A 20457-nucleotide genomic window follows, 5' to 3' on the forward strand; every position below is an offset into this window, starting at 1 on the left:
TGCACCTGTTTTTACAGGTGTTTATGGCTGCGTAGTTCAACTGGATAGAATATCAGATTTCGGCTCTGAGGGTTGGGGGTTCGAATCCCTTCGCGGTCACTAATAAATAGTTTCAACGAAAAAACGCTAAGCTCGCTTGAGCGTTTTTTCGTTGAAACTATTTTCAAAGCGGAGCTTTAAGGGATGCGTAGCAATCTTGTAAAGCTTCGTTTTTCTTGAGTAATTTTTTTGGATTGATTACTTCAGCTCAACCTCTAAAATATTAGCGCTTCTGCTCTTCTTTTTAAATTCATTAGAAATAAATAGGCGTCCATCTTCACTAAAGGTAATACCTTCTGCTTGGGTGAATTTACGCTCATCTAATGGGAGAACTTTTAATATTTCTCCTTTGCTATTGAGAATTACGAGTTTTGGCTTTTTACCTTCTAAAACATAAATATCTTTAGTTTTAGGGTGAATAGCAATGTCGGATGGATTAAGTGTTTTGTGGATTTTTTTACCGCGATAAAGTTTAAATACGTCAGCTTTTAAGTCAATTTTAAACAAAGGTAAACTGTCCATTTGTTTGGTGTTTATCGGGATTTTATAGATGCATTTTAAGTCTTTAGCAATAAGACCTTCATCTTTTGGGATTAAGAGTAATTGGTTGTGGTCTTTATCAAAAGTTAGACTTTCAATATTATTATGCTCTGTGAAAAGAGTTTTGAATTTTGAAACTTCTCTGTTTGTAGATCTGTAATTTTTCACTTCATAGATCACTCCATCACTTCGCATTACATAAGCGTTGTCGTTATTAATAGCTAAGCCTTCGTAATCACCAGAATTAGCGAATTTTATTTTTTCTAGTAACGCTTTTTGTTCAATATCATAAATATAAATATAGCCGTCTTCATCTTGTATACCAGCAAAAACATTCTCGCTGATCCAAACAATACCGCTAATTTCATTTAAAATTTCAGGTAAATAATAAGTGTTTTTTATCTCGTAAATTTTAGAAAATATCAAATCAGTTTTATTGCTTTTATTTACTAGAGAGTCCGTTATGGGTTTTTGTAATGCTAGTAATATAATGCCAAAAAGGATAGTGATAAAAATGGTTATGTGAGATTTTAAAAAATTCATAAAAGCCTTATTATTTACCTAAATTCTATATTAATATTGGGTAAATTTAATTAATCCCAAAATAATACTGTTGTATTTACCGTACCATCTTCATTAAATACAATGTGATCATCAGTTGGAGTGTTGTTTAGCTCAATTAAATAGTAGTTAACATCGTCGATAACTAGTATTTCAGCATCATCAATAGTTCTGTTATTGTAATCTGTAGCAATTGTTGTTGTTATAGATTCGGGAACTTCAGATATAAGGATGTCGTACTTGTATTTTACTAAGCTACCATCGTTATTATAAAGAGCTTCGTAATCTACATTTCCAATTTCAAATTCAACAATATATTGGTCGCCATAGGTTTCGTATTCTACATCCGTTGCATTTGGAAATTCTGCATCAAATGCAACATTGATTTCACTTGGAACTTGAGAAATACTTAAATCATCATCGTCATCACTACATGATGTAAAACCTAAAGTTACTGCTATCATTACAATTAAAGGGAATCTTTTCATTATTATATTTTTTTTAAGTTATTAATGACCCAAATATGATACTGAAAACTGAAAACAATTGGTAATAGGGATTAATAGAGTCGTATTTATAATTAAATTAACGTTTTTTAGAAATGAATATAAAAAACATGTGTGTTTTTAAAGTTGTAAGAAACTTCTAAATCGTATTTAGAAGCAATAGCTATATTGATGGCCAGCCCTAATCCTGATGATTTTTCACTATAACTAACTTTTTTAAATCTAGTAAATAAATCTTCTTTTCTTAGTGCTTCAGTAATACCGGTATTAGAAATAGACCAAGTATTATGATTAAGCTTAATGTTGATTTGCTGATTTGTATTACCATGAATAATGGCGTTTTTCATAAAATTGGTCAGTAGTATTGTCGCTAGATCTTTATTCATTTTAATACTTGGAGTAGATTTATGATCTATAATAATAGACATATTTCTATGGTTAAGTAAGTCTTCAAAATCTTCAGTTATTTTTTTTGTTAAGTTTAAGAAATCAATGTTTTCTTCATCTAAAAATTCTTTATTTTCAATTTTAGATAATAGAAGTAAAGATTTATTGAGGCGTGTTAATCGATTTAAATTATCTAAAACAGAAGCTAATGATTTCGTTTGGTCTTCATCTAAACGATGTTTTTCTAAAAATAACTCCAGTTTATTGATGCTAATAGCTAAAGGGGTTTGCAGCTCATGAGAGGCATTTTCAATAAAGTGCTTTTGTTCAATGTAGCTATCGCTAGATTTTTTTATCAGTTTTGTAATGGTGTCATTTAATAATTGAAACTCATCTATAGAACTAGGTTTTGTAATGATTTTATTTTCTTTCTCAATCTTGAAATTTTTTAATTGAGAAATAGAATAATAGAAAGGTTTCCATATTTTTTTTAAGAGAATATTGTTTAATAAAAGGATACTGATAAGTAGTATAAAGTATAAAGAAATAAGATACGTAAACATATCAGAGATCAGGTCGTCTTCTTCAATCATAGAGGTTATGATTTTTACTTTATAAAATCCATGATCGTGTTTTAATTTACTTTCAAAAATACGTACAGGTTCAAAATCATTTTCGTTATACATATACATTAATGTATCTCTATAACTATCTTTAAATGCTCTATATTGGTTTTCTGAAATGGGTTTAAAGGTGTAGACGTGTTTATTTAAGTCTGTATTATTTAGTATTGAAGGATCTTCATTAGCGCGTTTTGTGAGTAATATTTTATGATTTTCTAGTCCATCATCTAAACTGTCATAAATTTCTTCTAACATGGCATAATAAAACGCAATGGCCCAAATTGTAATTAGAGGAAGAAGTAGGAGTGATAAATATTTAGTTGTATGGTTAAGTAGTTTCATTAGTTAATGTTCAATTTATAACCTACGCCATAAACAGCTTCTACGTTGATTGTTGCTTGTTCTATTTTTTTTCTAAGGTTTTTAATCTGTGAGTAGATAAAATCAAAACTATCCGATTGGTCTATGTGGTCTCCCCAAACGTGTTCTGCTAAAGCAGATTTTGTAACAAGTCTGTTTTTGTTCGTTATTAAATACATTAAAATGTCGTACTCTTTTCTGTTTAGATCAATAACCTGATCTTTAATTTTTACTTCACGATTTTCTGGTGAGATACTTACATTTCCTATGTTTATTAGCTTTTGTCCATCAAAATTTAAGCGTCTTAAAATAGCTTTTACACGAGCGTTTAATTCTGCATTATGAAATGGTTTAGGTAAGTAATCATCAGCGCCCAAATTAAGTCCTTTTAAACGGTCGTCCAGAGAGTTTTTTGCAGAAACAATAATAACACCATGTGGTTTGCTTTGTGCCTTTATTTGTTCTAACAAATTTAGTCCATTACCATCTGGTAGATTGATATCTAATAAAATACAGCTATAATCATATACGTTAAGCTTAGAGCTGGCTGTTTTATAATCTGTAGCTGTTTCTATTTGGTAATGCTCGCGTTCTAATGTTAAACGCATATTTTCTAGCATTTCGGGTTCGTCTTCTATGATTAAAATTTTCATTATAAATGGCTTTCAACAACAATATAACCCAAATCTAAAAACAATTAGGAATAATAGAAAATAAAGCACAAACTCAATCATTGTATTAACAATGATTGATCTTGTATTTTAAAATATGAATTGATCTTTTTTAATAAACCTATTAAGGGCATTGTATTCCTAATTGATTGCAGATTTGTTACTTTATTTTGTTGAATAATTTAACTTAAAAAGATATAATGAAAAATTTAAGAATGATTGTTTTTGCAACTTTAGTTACGCTAACAGTTAGTGCACAAGATTTAAGAATGGATGAAGTTCCAGCAAATTTAATAACTGATTTTCAGAAAAATCACAAAACAGCTTTGGATGTAGAGTGGGAAATGGAAGGTGATAATTATAAAGTGGAATTTGATGAAGGAAAGCTGGATTATGAAATTTGGTACACTAAGTCTAGTGAAGTTGTAAAATCTAAAAAGGAAATTACAGAGAGAGATTTACCGTCAGCAATTTTATCTGTAATTAAAAGTAAATATTCAGGATATAAAGTTGATGAAGCTAAGGTGACTGAACTAAATAAAAATAAAAGGTATGAGGTTGAGTTAGATAAAGGTTGGGAAGAAGAATTAAAGGTTGTTTTTGATGAAAAAGGAAATGTAATAAGTTCTATAAAAGACTAAATTAGGTTTTAATATAAAAAAGGGTTAGATGTGAGTCTAACCCTTTTTTATAGTTATGGTATTAACTTGTAATATTCTAATGCAAGACTATAATTTATATTTAATCAGCTACTTAAAATAAACCATTAATTTCAGCATCAATTCTATTGATAATATCTCCTAAATCTTCGGGATTATCAACAAAATCAAGATTATCTACATCGATAATCAGTAAATTTCCTTTATCATATTTAGAAATCCAAGCCTCATAACGTTCATTTAATCGGCTTAAATAATCGATACTAATTGTGTTTTCGTAATCACGACCACGTTTGTGAATCTGTTTCACTAAGTTAGGGATAGAACTGCGTAAATAAATAAGTAAATCGGGCCCTTTTACGTAAGATTCCATCAATTGAAAAAGAGATGAGTAATTCTCAAAATCACGATTTGTCATCAATCCCATAGCATGTAAGTTGGGTGCGAAAATATGTGCATCTTCATAGATAGTTCTATCTTGAATGATTTCTTTCCCGCTATCGTGAATTTGGTTGACTTGGCGAAATCTACTATTTAAGAAATACACCTGTAAGTTAAAACTCCAACGTTCCATCTGATTGTAAAAATCATCTAAATAAGGGTTGTCAACCACGTCTTCCAACTGCGCTTCCCATTTAAAGTGTTTGGCGAGTAACTTTGTGAGCGTTGTTTTTCCGGCTCCTATATTTCCAGCAATAGCAACATGCATAATCTATTCTATTTTTAATTGGTAATGACGTAGTGAATTTTTGTGGTAAAGATACAAGCTTTCATTCGTTACCAAAAACTGTTTTATTAAAAAAAAGGAATGCTTTATCGGTTGAATTGTAGATTCATTTTTTTCTAAGAAATATAACTTGTTGTTAGACTTTAAAAATAAATGTGCCTCACTAAAAGCTAAACTCTCGTAATTCTCGTTTTTTATTTTTTGTATCAAGCTGCCGAAGTAGTTATAAACGTAAAGAAAATTTTCGGTCAATAAATAACAATAGTTATAGTCACTTTTTAGGTCTAGAACTCTAGACTGAATAGGCATTGTTTTTAATTTGATTTTTTTGTTTTGAAAATCATATAATTCTAAATATTTATAATCTTCATTAAAAATCCAAAATGAATTGTTGTAAGCAGAAGAAACAAAAGAGATGTTTTTATAAGGTTGTGTTGTATTAAAGTCAATTTTTGCAATTTCAGCCAAACGATTATCTAAAACGACAACGGTATTAAAATCTTCATAAAATAGATTTATTTTTAGTGGATTAAAGGTATTTGCAGAGGTTATTTCACCTAGCTGAAAATTAGCATAGGTAATTATTGTATCCTTAGTTTTTTTATGAAATGAATTGTTTTTGCTAGTATAATAAAGTGTTCCAAAATTATCGACTCCAAAAATAGATTTAGCTTCAATTTTTATAGAATCTTTTAAGATAGCAGTAATCTGTTTTTTAGATTTCTGCTGAGAGAAGCTGAAAAAGCTAAATAAAACGCATACATAAAATAGCTTGTTCATAGTTCTTGGTGCAATAAGTTATGAAAAATACGAAAATTGTAGCATTTTAGATGTGTTAAATCCTAATCCGTTAACTTATATCCAAATCCACGTACATTTATAATCTGAATACTTTCATCCTTACTCAGTTTCTTACGGAGTTTACTAATAAAGACATCCATACTTCTTGCAGAGAAAAAATCATCTGTTCCCCAAAGTTTATTTAGAATAAGTGAACGGTCTAAAACTTGATTTTTATTTTTTACTAAATGAAACAATAAATGAGCTTCTCTATGTGTGAGTTGAACAGGTGCTTCGCTTTTAAATTTTAATTGCTGCTTAGGGAAATCAAACGTAAATGCACCAAGTGTTGTAATTTCTGAAGTTTTCTGAACTTTTGTTCTGCCTACCAAATTACGAACTCTTACAATAAGCTCTTCCATGCTAAATGGTTTTTTAAGGTAATCATTAGCACCGATAGAAAATCCTTCAACCACATCTGCTGTTTGCGATTTTGCAGTTAAAAATATAATAGGAATAGTATCATCTATAGTTCTAATTTCTTTAGCTAAAGTAAAGCCATCTTTCTTAGGCATCATAATATCTAAAACCAGAATTTCTGGTACATCCGATAGATATTTATTATAAGCTATTTCTCCATTTTCGCAGAGTATAACTTCAAAATCACGGGTTTCAAGACTCTCTTTTATAATTTGTCCTAAAGCGGCTTCATCTTCCGCTAATAATAATTTAATTTTATTAGTCATTAGGGAGTGTGATTTTAAATGTGGTTAAATTTTTATTTAAATCGAGTGCGATAGAACCGTTGTGTTTTTCAATAATAGTTTTGGTGTAATATAAGCCAATACCAAAACCTTTTACATCATGCGTGTTTCCTTTTGGTACACGGTAGAATTTATCAAATATTTGATTTTTATTTTCGTTGTTCAGGCTATTTCCGTTATCTGAAATTAAAATATCGAAGCTGTTTTTCTTCGTCTTTAATTCTGTGGTTATTATTGCACCTCCATATTTTACGGCATTATCTAAAATGTTATTTAAGGCATTTTCAACATGAAAGATATCTGCATTTACAATTAAACTTTTAAGTTGAATATTACTGTTAAATGTCTTTTTAGGAAATTGAATCTTATACTTACTAACCAAAGCATCAAGTAAACTAGTGATATCAAAATTTTCTTTATTCAAGTCTAAATTGTTGCTGTCTAGTGTTGCAGTTTCAAGTAGTTTTTCGACCATAACATTTAACTTTCCTAATTGAGTGGAAGACATATTGAGATACTTTTTGGTTTTTTCTTTATCATCAATGCCGTTAAAGTTACTAATGCTTTCAATAGCTGCACTAATCGTAGCAATTGGCGTTTTAAACTCATGTGTAATATTACTGATAAGGTCATTTTTTACTTCGGCGAGTTGCTTCTGATGTTTTATGATTTTTAGGAGGTAGAATAAACTGCTAATTACGGCCAAAACTAATAACGTTGAAATTAGGATGCCTCCAAGAATGCGATATAAAATAGTTTTAGTGGTGTTAGTAAATAGAATGGTTAAAAAAGTACCTTTTGGAAGGAATCTAGATTTTGTGTCTGTTTGCAAATAATCATCAGACATATGGTTAGGGTCCAATTCTGGTAAGGATCCGTTTACCTTAAAATAGTTAACGTCACGTTCAATGTCTTTATAATCTAAATAAAAGTCGACATTAATGCTTTTTCGTTCTAATTCTTTAGCTATTAATTCTTCAACAGCCTTAACATCGAGTGTGTCATTTTTTATCGAAATCATCACTTTAGAGGTGAGAAATTCGGCATTTTTTAAATTGACATCTTTATTGTTGTTTTTTAGACTATCTATTTTTAATTTAAATTGCTCTGCTGATAAGGGATTATGTTTTTTATTATGTGCTTCTGACATGGAATCTGCCTTGAATCCTCTAAACACAGTTATTCCTTCAATAGTATTTTTATCTAAAGAATCAAGGTTTGTAAACTCATTTTTAGATTCATCAATGGTTTTAAAAAATTTTTCCAGCTCACTACCTTCTTCGAAAGCATTTTTTTGTTGGTCGCCTTCAAGAATAAAACCAAAAGTGGTGCGCTCTGCTAAAGCTGCGTAATAATCATCTACCGCTTTATCTAAGCTGACTTGTACATCGTTTATTAATTGCTGTTTATTGGTTTGGTAATTTTTGTAGTTCCAATAGACTTGTATGCTAATCGTGGCAGCAATTACGACAATAATGGTATATAAAATCCACCTGTATCTTTTATTATTCATATTTCAAATGTATAAAGTTATTATTTAGTAAAAGTTATTGGTTAACACACGTTAACACTAGTTAACCTAAAAATAGAATTGGTGTTGAGATATTTGTAGGGTATTAATTATAAAACCATAAAAAATGAAATCAAAGATTCGTGACTGTTTTAGTCTAAAAAAAGTATTCACTTGTTTCGTATTATTAATTTCTATTGTTGGATATAGTCAGTCTAAAGTTGAAGACAAATCAGTAAAAATTGATGCGATTAGTATTGAGGTTACAATTGATTCCTTTGAAGAATTAGAATCTACTTTTAAAGCGGAAGATTTAGATGGGTTATTTAAAATGATGGATGGAAATGAAGAATTAAGTTTTACTTTAAACTGTAGCTTTTCAGAGGATAAGGATAATTTAAAAGGTAGCATGACTTATACTGTTGTAGGAAGTACAAATGAAAAATCAAAATTTCTAAAGAATATTGAAAAAATGAAAGCTACAGTATTGAAATTTTATAATTTAAAAAACAGAAAATAATGACAACAATTACTAGAATTCTAATTTTTATATTAATAGGAGTCGTTTCATCTGTTAACGCTCAAGATTTTCAAGGTGTAGCGACATACAAAACCCAACGAAAAATTGATATTAAGATGGATAGCACCAAAATGAATGATGCTATGCAGAAGCAAATGATGGAAATGATGAAGAAGCAATTCCAAAAAACCTATACATTAACTTTTGATAAATCTTCATCTTTATACCAGCAAGAAGCGGAGTTAGATAAACCACAAGTAGGAGGCGGTTTTCAGATGTCTTTTGGTAGTAGTGGGTCTGATGTGTTTTATAAAAACGTCAAGAATAAAACTTATGTTGATCAAAAAGAAACTATGGGGAAAAATTTCTTAATCAAAGATTCTATATCTCCAATTGAATGGCAATTAGAATCCGATACTAAACATATTGGTGAGTACATGTGTTTTAAAGCCACCTTTACAAAACAAGTTCCTAAAGTAAATTTAAACTTTAATAGTAATTCAACAATAGATAATGAAGATGATGAAGAAAAGAAACCTGAAATGGAAGATCGTACTATTACAGCTTGGTACACCCCTCAAATTCCAGTGAGTAATGGTCCAGCAAAATACCAAGGATTGCCAGGATTAATTTTAGAAGTACATGATGGAAAATTAACTATTATCTGTAGTCAAATTGTTATCAATCCAAAAGAAAAAGTAGAGATTGAAGAACCAACGAAAGGTAAAGAAGTTAATCAAAAAGAGTACAATGATATTATGGAGAAGAAAACTAAAGAAATGATGGAGCGGTATGCACCAAGCAGAGGATCGAAAGATGGAGCAATTCATATATCAATAGGTGGTTAATTTTCTTAACACAAGTTTAACAAGTTGAGGCTTTACTTTTCTTCATTTAGGGAGTCTTATGGAGGTAAGATTAACTTAATTCGTTATTGAATTTAACTAGAATACTAAAAATGAAGAAATTACCGCTAAAAATAGCATTGTTGCTAACTGTACTTTTTGCAAGTTCTAATTTATTTGCACAAGATTTTCAAGGAAAAGCATATTACATATCTAAAACGACTATGGATATGGACCAATTTGGAGGACAAGACATGACTCCAGAACGAAAAAAGCAACTTCAAGAACGAATGAAAAGCTTTTTAGAAAAAGAATATACTTTAATTTTTTCTAAATCAGAATCTATTTATAAAGAAGAAGAAAAATTAGAAGCTCCTGGTTCTGGAGGTGGAAGAAGAGGTTTTGGTGCTAGTTTATCAGGAGGTCCTAAGTATAAAAATGTTCAGACTAAAGAAGTTATTCAAGATCAAGAGTTTTTTGGAAAACAGTTTTTAATTAAAGACGAGTTGAAGGATTTAAAGTGGACAATGGGTACGGAAACAAAACAAATTGGTCAATATACCTGTTTTAAAGCTACTGCGACTGTAGTTCCTAGTGGATTAGATATTAGTAGTTTTAGAGGTCCAAGAGGAAGAAATGATGATAAATCAAAAGATTCTACAAATTCTAAAGAGCCAGTTGAACCTAAAACAATAGAGGTAGTTGCTTGGTACACGCCACAAATTCCTGTTAACCAAGGTCCAGATGATTATTGGGGTTTACCAGGCTTAATTTTAGAAGTTAATGCAGATCGTACAACAATTCTTTGTACTAAAATTGTTTTAAATCCTACTGAAAAGGAAACTATAGAAAAGCCTAAAAAAGGTGAAGAGGTAACACAGACGGAATACACTGAAATTACGACTAAGAAGTTGGAAGAGATGCGGGAAAATTTCGGAGGACGTGGTGGCCGTGGAGGTGGACGCGGTAGAAATTAAAAATAGAATACATACACTAGTGAAGAGTGAAATTTAACCCCACTCTAAATTACCAACCAAAGAAATTGTTTATATGAAAAATATTTTAACGCTACTATTTACTTTAGTAGTTATGAGTTCTTATGCTCAAATTAAAATGCAAGGAGTTGTAAGAGATAGTATTGGTGAGCCTTTAGAATTGGCCAATATTATTGCGATTAATAAAGAGTCTAATGCATTAGAATCTTATGCTATTACTGATGCTAATGGAAAATACGTTATTTCATTAGGGAAAAACGGAAATTATAATATTCAAGTAAGTTATATAGGTTTAAAATCTGTTGATGCTATTGTAGAATCTAAAGAGGTAGATATAATAAAGAATTTTGATTTGCGATCAGACAATATGCTTGATGCTGTTGAGTTAACGTATGAAATGCCTGTAACTGTTAAAGGTGATACTATAATATATAATGCAGATTCTTTTAAGAGTGGTACAGAACGAAAGCTAGAAGATGTACTTAAAAAATTACCAGGAGTTGAGATAACAGCAGATGGAAAGATAGAAGTTGAAGGAAAAGAAGTGACCAAACTTATGGTTAATGGTAAAGATTTCTTTGATGGGGATTCTAAATTAGCAACTCAAAATATACCTTCAAATGCCGTAGATAAAATTCAAGTTTTACGTAATTATGCAGAAGTAGGTCAGTTAAGTGGTGTTCAAAATAATCAAGATAACGTAGCTATAAACATTAAGCTAAAAGAAGGTAAAGAAAACTTTTGGTTTGGAAATATTACAGCAGGTGGAGGTGTTGCTCCATCACCAAATGATAATTTGTATTTAGTTCAGCCAAAATTATTTTATTACAGTCCAAAGTATAGTATCAATGTTATTGGAGATTTAAATAATACAGGTGAAGTGGCATTAACAGGTCGAGATATTAGAAACTTTGGAGGTGGGTTTAGAAGCCCAAGCTCTGGTAGTGGAACAAGTATTGATCTTGGAGATAATGGATTGAGTGGTTTAACTAATGTAGATGATTCTCAATCTGTAGAATCTAAATTGGCCGCAGTTAATTTTAGTTATGCACCAAATAAAGCATTAGACTTAAGTGGTTTTTTAATTTATAATGCAAATCGTTTAAAAACTAGAGAAGAAAGTTTTGTGCGTTATACAAATCCTGAATTGGGAATTCCAGATGAAGAAACTGTACAAACAGGTAGAGAAGCAACGAATCAAGGTTTAGCTAAATTAAGTGCAAGCTATAAGCCAAATGCTAATCATCAGTTAAATTATGATGTTTTAGGTAGAATTTCTGATGATTCTGAAATTCAAAACGAATTTTCTTCAGTCGTAGGAAATACAAATCAAATAGATGAAGCAAAACCTTTTAGTATCAATCAAAATGTAAATTATTACTATACGTTAAACGAGAATAATATTTTTGCTTTTGAAGCACAACATTTACTAAAAGATGAAGATCCTTTTTATAATGTAACAGGTTTAAAAGATGAAGATGCTTTCGAGGTAACAGCAGATTCTTTAGGTTTAAACAGGCTTCAATCCACTTACGATATTAACCAAGAAAGACGTATTAAATCTAATCAGCTAGATGCTAAATTAGATTATTATAATATTTTAAATTCAAAAAGTAATATCAACTTAACTTTAGGTACTATTTTAAGTCATCAGAAATTCAATTCTAATATCTTTCAATTTTTAGATGATGGTTCATATTTTGATCCAACTTCAAGTTTGGTAAATGCTGATGGTGAATTATTACGAAACGAAAATGACGTAGAATATAATTTTAGTGATGTTTATTTAGGTTTTCATTACAGATTAAAAACAGGAAAATTTACAATTACTCCAGGTTTTACTGTTCATGCTTATGGAAATAAAAACACGCAATTTGGAGAAACATATAAAGATAATTTCTTTAGAGTGTTGCCAGATTTTGAAACTCAAATTCAATTTAAAAAGAGTGAAAGTTTAACGTTCCGTTATAATATGCAAAACTCTTTTACAGATGTAACAAGTTTAGCAGAAGGTTTAGTTTTAAATAATTATAATAGTCTGCAGTATGGTGAGTCGCAATTGCAAAACTCTTTATCACATAACTTAAACCTACGTTATTTTAGCTTTAATTTATTTAATTACACCAATGTATTTGCCTTTCTTAATTATAATAAAAATATTGATCAAATAAGATCATATACTAATTTTGATAATGTTATTAGAACCAATACATATTTCAATTCTAATTTTGCAGATGAAAGTGTAACAGCTAGTGGTCGTATACAGCGTACCTATGGTAAGTTTAAAGCAAGCATGCGTGTAGGTTATAATTATAGTAAGAGTAATCAATTTATACAAGATGTAAGATCTATAAATGAAACGTTTTCTCAAACTTATACACCGGGATTAAGTACTAATTTTAGAGAAGCACCAAATGTAAGTTTAAGCTATAGATACAGTGTGTCAGATACAAAGCAGGGTGCTGATAATGATACGCAATTTATCACAAGTGCTCCATCTATAGATTTTGATGCTTATATATGGAAGTCTTTAACGTTAAGAACAGATTATTCATACACAAGCCAAAGTAGTAATGTAAGTGATACTCAGTCTTATCAAACATGGAATGCTAGTTTAGCATATAGAAAGGATCAAGACGCAAAATGGGAGTATGAACTTAAAGCAACCAACTTATTAAATATAGATTCTGAAGTTAGTAATGGTTCGAGTAATATTTCTGTATACAGTTCAGAGACGTTTATTTTGCCTAGGTTTATTACTTTTAGGTTGACTTATACACTGTAAAAAAAGAAGCTTAAATATAATTTTGATAATTAATTATTTTAAGCTTTAATTGTTTTTTAGACAAAGCCTTATGTTCAAATTATGAATATAAGGCTTTATCTTTTTATTTCTATATGGAATCTATTGCATTTACAATAATATTGACTTTAGTTTTATTGTGAATATAGTATTAGAATTAGCGCGTTAATTCTTTAATAAAAGAAGGTGATTTAAATAGTTTATTTCACTTAATAGTCTTTGTTTTAGTGGCTTTGGTGGTTTTTTTAGGTACATTGAGAGTTTTTGGAAATCATAGTGTTTTTTGCGTTATATAGTTGCTGATTAGTTGATTATGTTTTTTGTGTGAGTTTTGTGTTTATTTTTATCTAAAAAAATAGGGAAATGAGCTTCAGCTTTAATATATTTAACAAAAATTTAATCTAAAAATAAGTTAAAAAATTGTGTGTATCATGTTAATTCAGTTGTTTTTCTTAATTTTTTGCTGTGTAAATCTTAATCTTTTAAAATATATTCAATGCGTTCTTTGTTATTAGTTTTTACCTTATTCTCAACATTTGCCTATGGGCAACTTAGTGACAAACACTGGCTTCCTCCTTTACACTCAAGAGGTATAACGAGTTCTTTAGATCATTATGTTTATCTTTCTACTCCAGAACCTATTCCTTTTGGAGTGGTTGTTACAAATGGTAATGGTGTTCCTATTGCAGGTTCTCCATTTACGATATCTCAAAATAACCCTGTTTCTTTTTATGTAGGAGATGAGCAACCATCACTTATGCTAGTTGAGCAAAGTGGGTTAAATATGTCCTCAGGAGATAATGGGCTTGTTTTTGAAGGTTCAAGTGAGTTTTATGTTACATTTAAAATTGTTAATGCTAATCACGGTGAGATTATAGTATCGAAAGGAAAGGCAGGTATAGGAACAGATTTTAGATTGGGAGGCTTGCCGCAAATTTCAGATGATAATAACGGGAACAGGAATTTTGTTTCGAGTTTTATGGCAACAGAAGATGGAACAACAGTCACTGTTTCAGATTATGACGCAGGAGTTACTTTTACAACAGCTACAGGGACAATTAGTGATGCTTTACAGACTTTTAATTTAGAAGCCGGTGAATCTGTTGTGTTATCTGGTTATACCGATACTTCTGCAAATCTTACTGGGTTTATAGGTGCGAGATTAGAGTCTAATAAACCTATTGCGGTTAATACAGGTAATATTATAGGTGGTGTTATTGATGGTTTTAATGATATAAATTTAGATCAAATTGTACCTGTGGAAGAAGTTGGAACAGAATATGTTTTTATTAAGGGTAATGGTTCTGATAATTCGGAACGACCTTTAATTATTGCAACAGAAGATAATACTCAGGTTTTTGTAGGAGGTATACCTTCACCGTATATCACTTTAGCAAATGCGGGTGATTATGTGTTGATTCCAACATCTTATTACTCAGGAGTTTCTAATCAAAATATGCGTGTTTTAACAGATAAACCTGTTTATGCTTACCAGATTTTAGCAGGGAATATTGTAAGCAATGTAGCAGATAGAAATACAGGTCTTAATTTTATACCGCCTTTAAGTTGTTCTTTTCCTCGGTCTGTAGATTTAATACCTAGTCTTAATATGCTTGACCCAACATCAAATAAAACATATCCTACAGATTTATTTGTATTAACGACAGTAGATGCTGAAGTTTCTGTAAATGGTACACTTACTACAGCTTTGCCTGCAACTGTCATAGGGAATTCTAATTGGGTAACTTATAGAGTTACAGGGTATACAGATAATGTAAAAGTAGAGTCTACGGGACCAATGTCAGTTGGAGTGTTTGGATCTAGTGGAACGGTAGGGTATGCTGGTTATTATTCTGGTTTTGGTGTGGATCCTGAAGTAGAACTTGTAGAGGTTTGTCCAGAAGAAACTGTTAGCTTATTTGATGCTATTGTGAGTGGAGATATTCCTGAAGGAGGAACTTGGAGTCCTGCTTTAGCGAGTGGAACAGATATTTTTGATGCAACGCTAGATTCTACAGGTGTTTATACATATACAGTTTCTCAAACATGTGGAGATCTTGTTTTAGATATAACTGTAAGTCCACTACCTATACCCGTATTTACAAGTATAACAGGTAATGGTTCTGTATGCGAAAATGAAGAAGCAATTTTTAACGTAACAGCCTCTCCTAATAGTAGTGTAGAATATACAGTTAATGGAGGTGCTGTAATGATTTTGGATATTGACGCCACGGGTACAGGGATAATTACTATTTCAGATCTTGAAGCTGGTGATTTAACGGTGTCTGTTACTGGTATTAGTGATGCTTTTTGTAGCAATATTACTACTGTAACTGTGTCTGAAACAATAGTTATAGATGGTTTATTAGATCCTAATTTGTCATTTTCTTATGCAACTCCAATCTGTCCAAATGAAGATTATGCATTGCCTACGGTATCTTCAGAATTTAATTCAGGAGGAACTTATTCATCTACAGCAGGGTTGGTAATTGATTCTTCAACTGGTGAAATTGATATTTTAAGTAGTGACCTGGGGAATCATACCGTAACATATACTTATGTAGCAGATGAAACTGATTGTATAAATGATGGGTTTGATGAATTTGATGTCGTTATTGAAGCAAGTAATACAGTTTCATTTAATATTCAAGATTTTTGTTTAAACGCTTCAGATATAGAATTGCCAAGTAGCTCTTTAGAGGGGTATACAGGAACATGGTATCCGTCAACTGTTGATACAAGTACTCTAGGGATTTATACATATACGTTTACACCAGATTCTGAATTCTGTGCAATTACAACCAGTTTTGAAATAAATGTATCAACTTGTTTTATTCCAGAAGGGATATCACCTAATAATGACGATATAAATGATAATTTAGATTTGTCATCATTTAATGTGAAGAAAATAAAGATTTTTAATCGCTATGGAGTTGAGGTTTATACAAAATTAGGTTATGAGGATGAATGGCATGGTCAGTCTAATAAAGGTGATAAATTACCTACAGGAACATACTATTATATTATAGATTTTAATGATAATATTGATTCTAAAATTGGTTGGGTGTATGTAAATAGATGATAATTTATATCGATAAAAGGCTTTACTGTTTAGGCTAACAAACTATATCTTTTGTTTGTTAGCCTAAATTTTTTTATAACAAGGAAATAAAAATAGATCAAAGCATTATTTATTAATGATTTTTATGTAATCCTCCATATAGGCTTATGATTATCAGCTTTAAATTATTAGTTTAAAGTAGAGTTCATGGAAAATCAAAAAAGCTGAATATTTGTAACTCATTTTACCTTAAAGCGATAATATGTAAATACGTTATAAGATAAAAAAGCGTCATCTTCTATAATTAGAATTTGAAGCTTTTTTTTTAGTCATGTCTAAACAAGAAAAAATGTAGTGTTTTATTAAATATAAATAAGTGAACAGACTGAAAATGATAGTTAGTATGATGATTTAGATGGTTTCATTATTATTTAATGTGAAGAAAGTCAATGTTTTTAGCCGTTATAGAGTTGAGTTTGTATTAAGTTAAATTAAGAAGATGAATGGTAGAGTCAAACGGATAAAGGTAAAATGGCCAACAGTTGCATATTAGTATGATTTAGACTTTAATGCTCTCACTTTAAAAATTAGTTGATGTATTTTAAATAATAACTTGTTAATTATATAATTAACATACGATTGAAAAAAAACATTACCCCTATGTTTTTATTATAGATTGTTATTATTGAGTTGTTTAGGTTTTTTGTGGGTTTTTTTATTTTTTTTAGCTTTAAAAATTTATATAAAGAGCTTAAATTTTGATATATTTATCGAAATTTTATGTTAAAAAAGTTAAAAAATTAAATAATACATGAGATTTTGTTGGTTTCTTGATATTATTTTTTGTAAAAGACTAAATCTTTTAAATTATATTTAATGCGTTATTTGTTAGTAGTTTTTACCCTGTTCTCAACATTAACCTATGGACAACTTAGTAATAAACATTGGTTTCCTCCTCTGCACTCAAGAGGAATAACGACATCTTTAGATCATTATGTTTATCTTTCTACTCCAGAACCAGTACCTTTTCAGGTTGTTGTTACTAACGGAAATGGTGTGGCAGTGCCAGGTTCACCATTTACAATATCTCAAAATAATCCTGTTTATTTTTTAGTAGGAAATGCTCAACCATCGCTCATGTTAGTTGAGAGAGTTGATTTAAATGCTCCTTCAGGAGATAGTGGGCTTATTTTTGAAGGGCCAAATGAGTTTTACGTTACATTCAAAATTGTTAATGCTAACCATGGTGAAATTATAGTTTCAAAGGGGAGGGGAGGTATCGGAACCGATTTTAGATTGGGAAGTGTGCCGCAAACGGCAGATGATACTTTTGCTCGTAGAAATTTTGTTTCTAGTTTTATGGCAACAGAAAATGGCACTACGGTAACTGTTTCAGACTATGACACAGGGGTTACTTTTACTACAGCTACAGGGACTACTGATGTTTCTTCACAAACCTTTAGTTTAGATGCGGGTGAATCTGTTGTGTTATCTGGTTATTCTGATGTCCCTGAAAATTTAACCGGATTTATAGGAGCACGCTTATTATCTAATAAACCTATTGCAGTTAATACTGGTAATATTTTAGGGGGTGTTTCAGATGCTTTTAGCGATATAAATTTAGATCAAATTGTATCTGTAGAACAAATTGGAAATGAATATATTTTTATAAAAGGTAATGGTTCAGGGAATTCAGAATTACCTTTAATTATAGCAACACAAGATAATACAGAGGTTTATATAAATGAGTCTACAACACCATATACTACTTTAGCAAATGCGGGTGATTATGTAACCATTCCTCCTACCTTTTATCAAGGAACAGAGAATGAAAATATGCGTGTTTTAACAGATAAGCCAGTTTATGCCTATCAGATTTTAGCAGGAGTGACAGCAGATAGAAGTACAGGGCTTAATTTTATACCACCTATAAGTTGCTCTTTTCCATCAGTGGTAGATTTAATACCGAGCGTAAATAAACTCAATCCGACTTCAAGTGCGACTTATCCAACTGATTTATTTGTGCTAACTACAGTTGATTCTTATATCTATATAAATGGAGGGCTTACAACAGCTCTCCCAGAGCCTGTTTTAGGAAATCCTAATTGGGTGACCTACAGAATTACAGGATACACTGGAGATGTTAAAGCAGAAGCAACAGGTCCAATGTCTATAGGTGTATTTGGGTCTACGGGAACAATAGGATATGCAGGTCATTATTCTGGTTTTAAAGATCAACCGATTGTAAACCCAGTAGAGGTTTGTCCTGAAGATACCGTTAATCTATTTAATGCTATTATAGGAGATGATGTTCTTGCAGGAGGGACTTGGAGTCCTGTTTTAGCTAGTGGAACAGATGTTTTCGATGCCAGTTTAGATGCTACAGGTGTCTATACGTATACTTTTTCTCAAAGTTGTGGTGATACTGTAATTTTTGTTCATGTAGATCCTCTTTCTGTTCCTATACTAACTAGTGTAGAAGGTAATGGTCCAATATGTTTTGGTGTAGATGCTATTTTTACTCTAGAAGGAACTCCAGAAGGGATTGTTAGCTACAGTATAAATAATGGTGCTGTTGAAACCGTTAATTTAGATGCTACAGGAAATGCAACTATTAACTTAGGAGCTGCAGCTACAGAGCAAGTCATAACATTATCTGAAATTGCACTTTCATCATCAATATGTGCTACTGAACTTAATGAAGTTGAAACAATTGTAATAAATGACGTGCCTGAGTTAACAGCGATTACGAGTGAGGTTTCAATATGCGAAAATGAAGATGCAATTTTTAATTTAGAAGGGACTCCAGATGCTTTAGTTACTTATAGTATAAATTCAGGAGCTAATGAAACTATTCTTTTAGATAGTTCGGGTAATGCTATTATTAATCTAGATGCTGTAACTTTTGATCAAACAATAGAAGTATCGCAAATAGAAATTACATCATCAGGATGTTTTGTTGTGCTTACCGAAACTCAAACAATCAGCGTCAGACCAATACCTACACTAACCAGTTTAACTAATAGTGGTGCAATATGTGAAAATGAAGATGCTATTTTTACTTTAAATGGAACACCAAATTCTACAGTTACTTATACTATTAATGGAGGAGCTGTTCAAACAGCATTATTAGATGCTACAGGAAATGGTACAGTAATATTAACAGGTGTTTTTGAAGATCAGGTTATTGAACTTATCGATATTTCAGCATCTTCAACCTTTGACTGTATAACATCACTTAGTGAAATACAAACAGTGACAGTTATCTCTATTCCAGAAATTGTAATAGAAGGTGGTTCTAATTGTGCAGACCCAGATACAGGGTTATTAACCCAAAGTGTTTTATTAGATTCTGGTATGCAGGGAGACTTATCAAATTATGATTTTAGCTGGTATTTTAATAATAGTTTAATTCCAGGAGCTACAAGTAGTACATATAATGCTGATGAGATAGGAGATTATTATGTTTCTGTTTTTAATACGGTAGTAAATTGCGATAAAACTTCTAATACGGTAAGTGTTGACGAAATCGATGAAGCAACAGATTTTACATATACAGTGTCTAATGCCTTTTCTGATAACCCTACAATAGTTGTTACTGTTGTTGACGGAGACGGTACCTTTTTATATCAATTAGATGATTTAGATTATCAATCATCCAATACGTTTACAAATGTAAGTCCAGGTTTCCATGATGTAACAGTGATCGATGAAGAGGGCTGTACTTATTTAATGAAAGAAGTATTGGTCATAGATTACCCTGTGTTTTTTACCCCCAATATGGATGGCGATAATGATTTTTGGAATATTTATTCGTTAAGAGATCAACCCAATGCTAAAATTTATATTTATAATAGATACGGTAAATTTATAAAATTCCTGACTCCAACAGAAGTAGGATGGGATGGGACTTATAATTCAAAAGCATTACCAACTTCGGATTATTGGTTTAAAGTAGAGTTTGTGGAAAATCAAAAAATCAGAATATTTAAAGCTCATTTTTCTTTAAAGCGATAATATATAAATACATTATAAAATAAAAAAGCTTCATCTTCTACAATAAGAATTTGAAGCTTTTTTTAGTGCTTTATTCTAGTTCTGAATGA

General features: G+C 30.7%; 15 protein-coding genes and 1 tRNA gene. 8 read left to right on the top strand and 8 right to left on the bottom strand.

Annotation, left to right across the window (positions count from 1 at the left end):
- The first annotated feature begins 25 nt into the window (after nt 1-25).
- A tRNA-Arg gene (locus HSX10_RS01695) sits at nt 26-99 on the top strand.
- Nucleotides 100-237: 138 nt separating this feature from the next.
- On the opposite strand, the gene HSX10_RS01700 is transcribed toward HSX10_RS01695, so the two are convergent.
- The 4 genes from HSX10_RS01700 to HSX10_RS01715 form a co-directional block, all read right to left on the bottom strand.
- A complete protein-coding gene (locus HSX10_RS01700; protein ID WP_173586466.1) occupies nt 238-1122 on the bottom strand; it encodes an SdiA-regulated domain-containing protein in 885 nt (294 codons plus the stop codon).
- A gap of 50 nt (nt 1123-1172) precedes the next feature.
- On the bottom strand, nt 1173-1628 hold the full coding sequence (locus HSX10_RS01705) for a PepSY-like domain-containing protein (protein ID WP_173586467.1): 456 nt from the start codon (nt 1626-1628) through the stop codon (nt 1173-1175).
- A gap of 107 nt (nt 1629-1735) precedes the next feature.
- Nucleotides 1736-2998, bottom strand: coding sequence for a sensor histidine kinase (locus tag HSX10_RS01710; RefSeq protein WP_173586468.1), 1263 nt, complete (start codon nt 2996-2998; stop codon nt 1736-1738).
- Nucleotides 2998-3669 carry a response regulator transcription factor gene (locus HSX10_RS01715; protein WP_173586469.1) on the bottom strand — a complete coding sequence of 224 codons (672 nt, stop codon included), beginning with the start codon at nt 3667-3669 and terminating at the stop codon, nt 2998-3000. The genes HSX10_RS01710 and HSX10_RS01715 overlap by 1 nt, the downstream gene beginning before the upstream one ends.
- Before the next feature lie 218 nt (nt 3670-3887).
- On the opposite strand from HSX10_RS01715, the gene HSX10_RS01720 reads away from it, so the two are divergent.
- Nucleotides 3888-4328: a PepSY-like domain-containing protein gene (locus HSX10_RS01720; RefSeq protein ID WP_173586470.1), complete on the top strand. Its 441-nt coding sequence runs from the start codon at nt 3888-3890 to the stop codon at nt 4326-4328.
- A gap of 112 nt (nt 4329-4440) precedes the next feature.
- Here the strand turns inward: HSX10_RS01720 and HSX10_RS01725 are convergent, their stop codons facing one another.
- From HSX10_RS01725 to HSX10_RS01740, 4 genes are all read right to left on the bottom strand, one after another.
- Nucleotides 4441-5055, bottom strand: coding sequence for a deoxynucleoside kinase (locus HSX10_RS01725; protein WP_173586471.1), 615 nt, complete (start codon nt 5053-5055; stop codon nt 4441-4443).
- A 3-nt stretch (nt 5056-5058) separates the two neighbouring features.
- Nucleotides 5059-5853 carry a hypothetical protein gene (locus HSX10_RS01730; protein WP_173586472.1) on the bottom strand — a complete coding sequence of 265 codons (795 nt, stop codon included), beginning with the start codon at nt 5851-5853 and terminating at the stop codon, nt 5059-5061.
- 62 nt (nt 5854-5915) lie between these two features.
- Nucleotides 5916-6599 carry a response regulator transcription factor gene (locus tag HSX10_RS01735; protein ID WP_173586473.1) on the bottom strand — a complete coding sequence of 228 codons (684 nt, stop codon included), beginning with the start codon at nt 6597-6599 and terminating at the stop codon, nt 5916-5918.
- Nucleotides 6592-8130, bottom strand: a complete 1539-nt coding sequence (locus tag HSX10_RS01740) for a sensor histidine kinase (RefSeq protein WP_173586474.1) — start codon at nt 8128-8130, stop codon at nt 6592-6594. Before HSX10_RS01740 ends, HSX10_RS01735 begins: the two co-directional genes overlap by 8 nt.
- Before the next feature lie 124 nt (nt 8131-8254).
- Between HSX10_RS01740 and HSX10_RS01745 the strand changes: the two genes are divergently transcribed.
- The 6 genes from HSX10_RS01745 (at nt 8255) to HSX10_RS01770 (ending at nt 20368) form a co-directional block, all read left to right on the top strand.
- Nucleotides 8255-8647, top strand: coding sequence for a hypothetical protein (locus tag HSX10_RS01745; protein ID WP_173586475.1), 393 nt, complete (start codon nt 8255-8257; stop codon nt 8645-8647).
- Complete coding sequence (locus tag HSX10_RS01750; protein ID WP_173586476.1) at nt 8647-9495, top strand: GLPGLI family protein; 849 nt, start codon at nt 8647-8649, stop codon at nt 9493-9495. The genes HSX10_RS01745 and HSX10_RS01750 overlap by 1 nt, the downstream gene beginning before the upstream one ends.
- Nucleotides 9496-9605: 110 nt before the next feature.
- On the top strand, nt 9606-10469 hold the full coding sequence (locus HSX10_RS01755) for a GLPGLI family protein (RefSeq protein ID WP_173586477.1): 864 nt from the start codon (nt 9606-9608) through the stop codon (nt 10467-10469).
- Between the two features lie 73 nt (nt 10470-10542).
- The gene (locus HSX10_RS01760; RefSeq protein WP_173586478.1) at nt 10543-13272 is read left to right on the top strand and encodes a TonB-dependent receptor; all 2730 of its coding nucleotides are present in this window, start codon (nt 10543-10545) and stop codon (nt 13270-13272) included.
- A gap of 514 nt (nt 13273-13786) precedes the next feature.
- Entirely contained in the window at nt 13787-16372 is a 2586-nt protein-coding gene (locus HSX10_RS01765; RefSeq protein ID WP_173586479.1) for a T9SS type B sorting domain-containing protein, read from the top strand.
- Nucleotides 16373-17227: 855 nt separating this feature from the next.
- Entirely contained in the window at nt 17228-20368 is a 3141-nt protein-coding gene (locus HSX10_RS01770) for a T9SS type B sorting domain-containing protein (protein ID WP_173586480.1), read from the top strand.
- The last annotated feature ends 89 nt before the right edge of the window (nt 20369-20457 follow it).

It is taken from the genome of Winogradskyella undariae, from assembly GCF_013285155.1.
Lineage (GTDB): Bacteria > Bacteroidota > Bacteroidia > Flavobacteriales > Flavobacteriaceae > Winogradskyella > Winogradskyella undariae.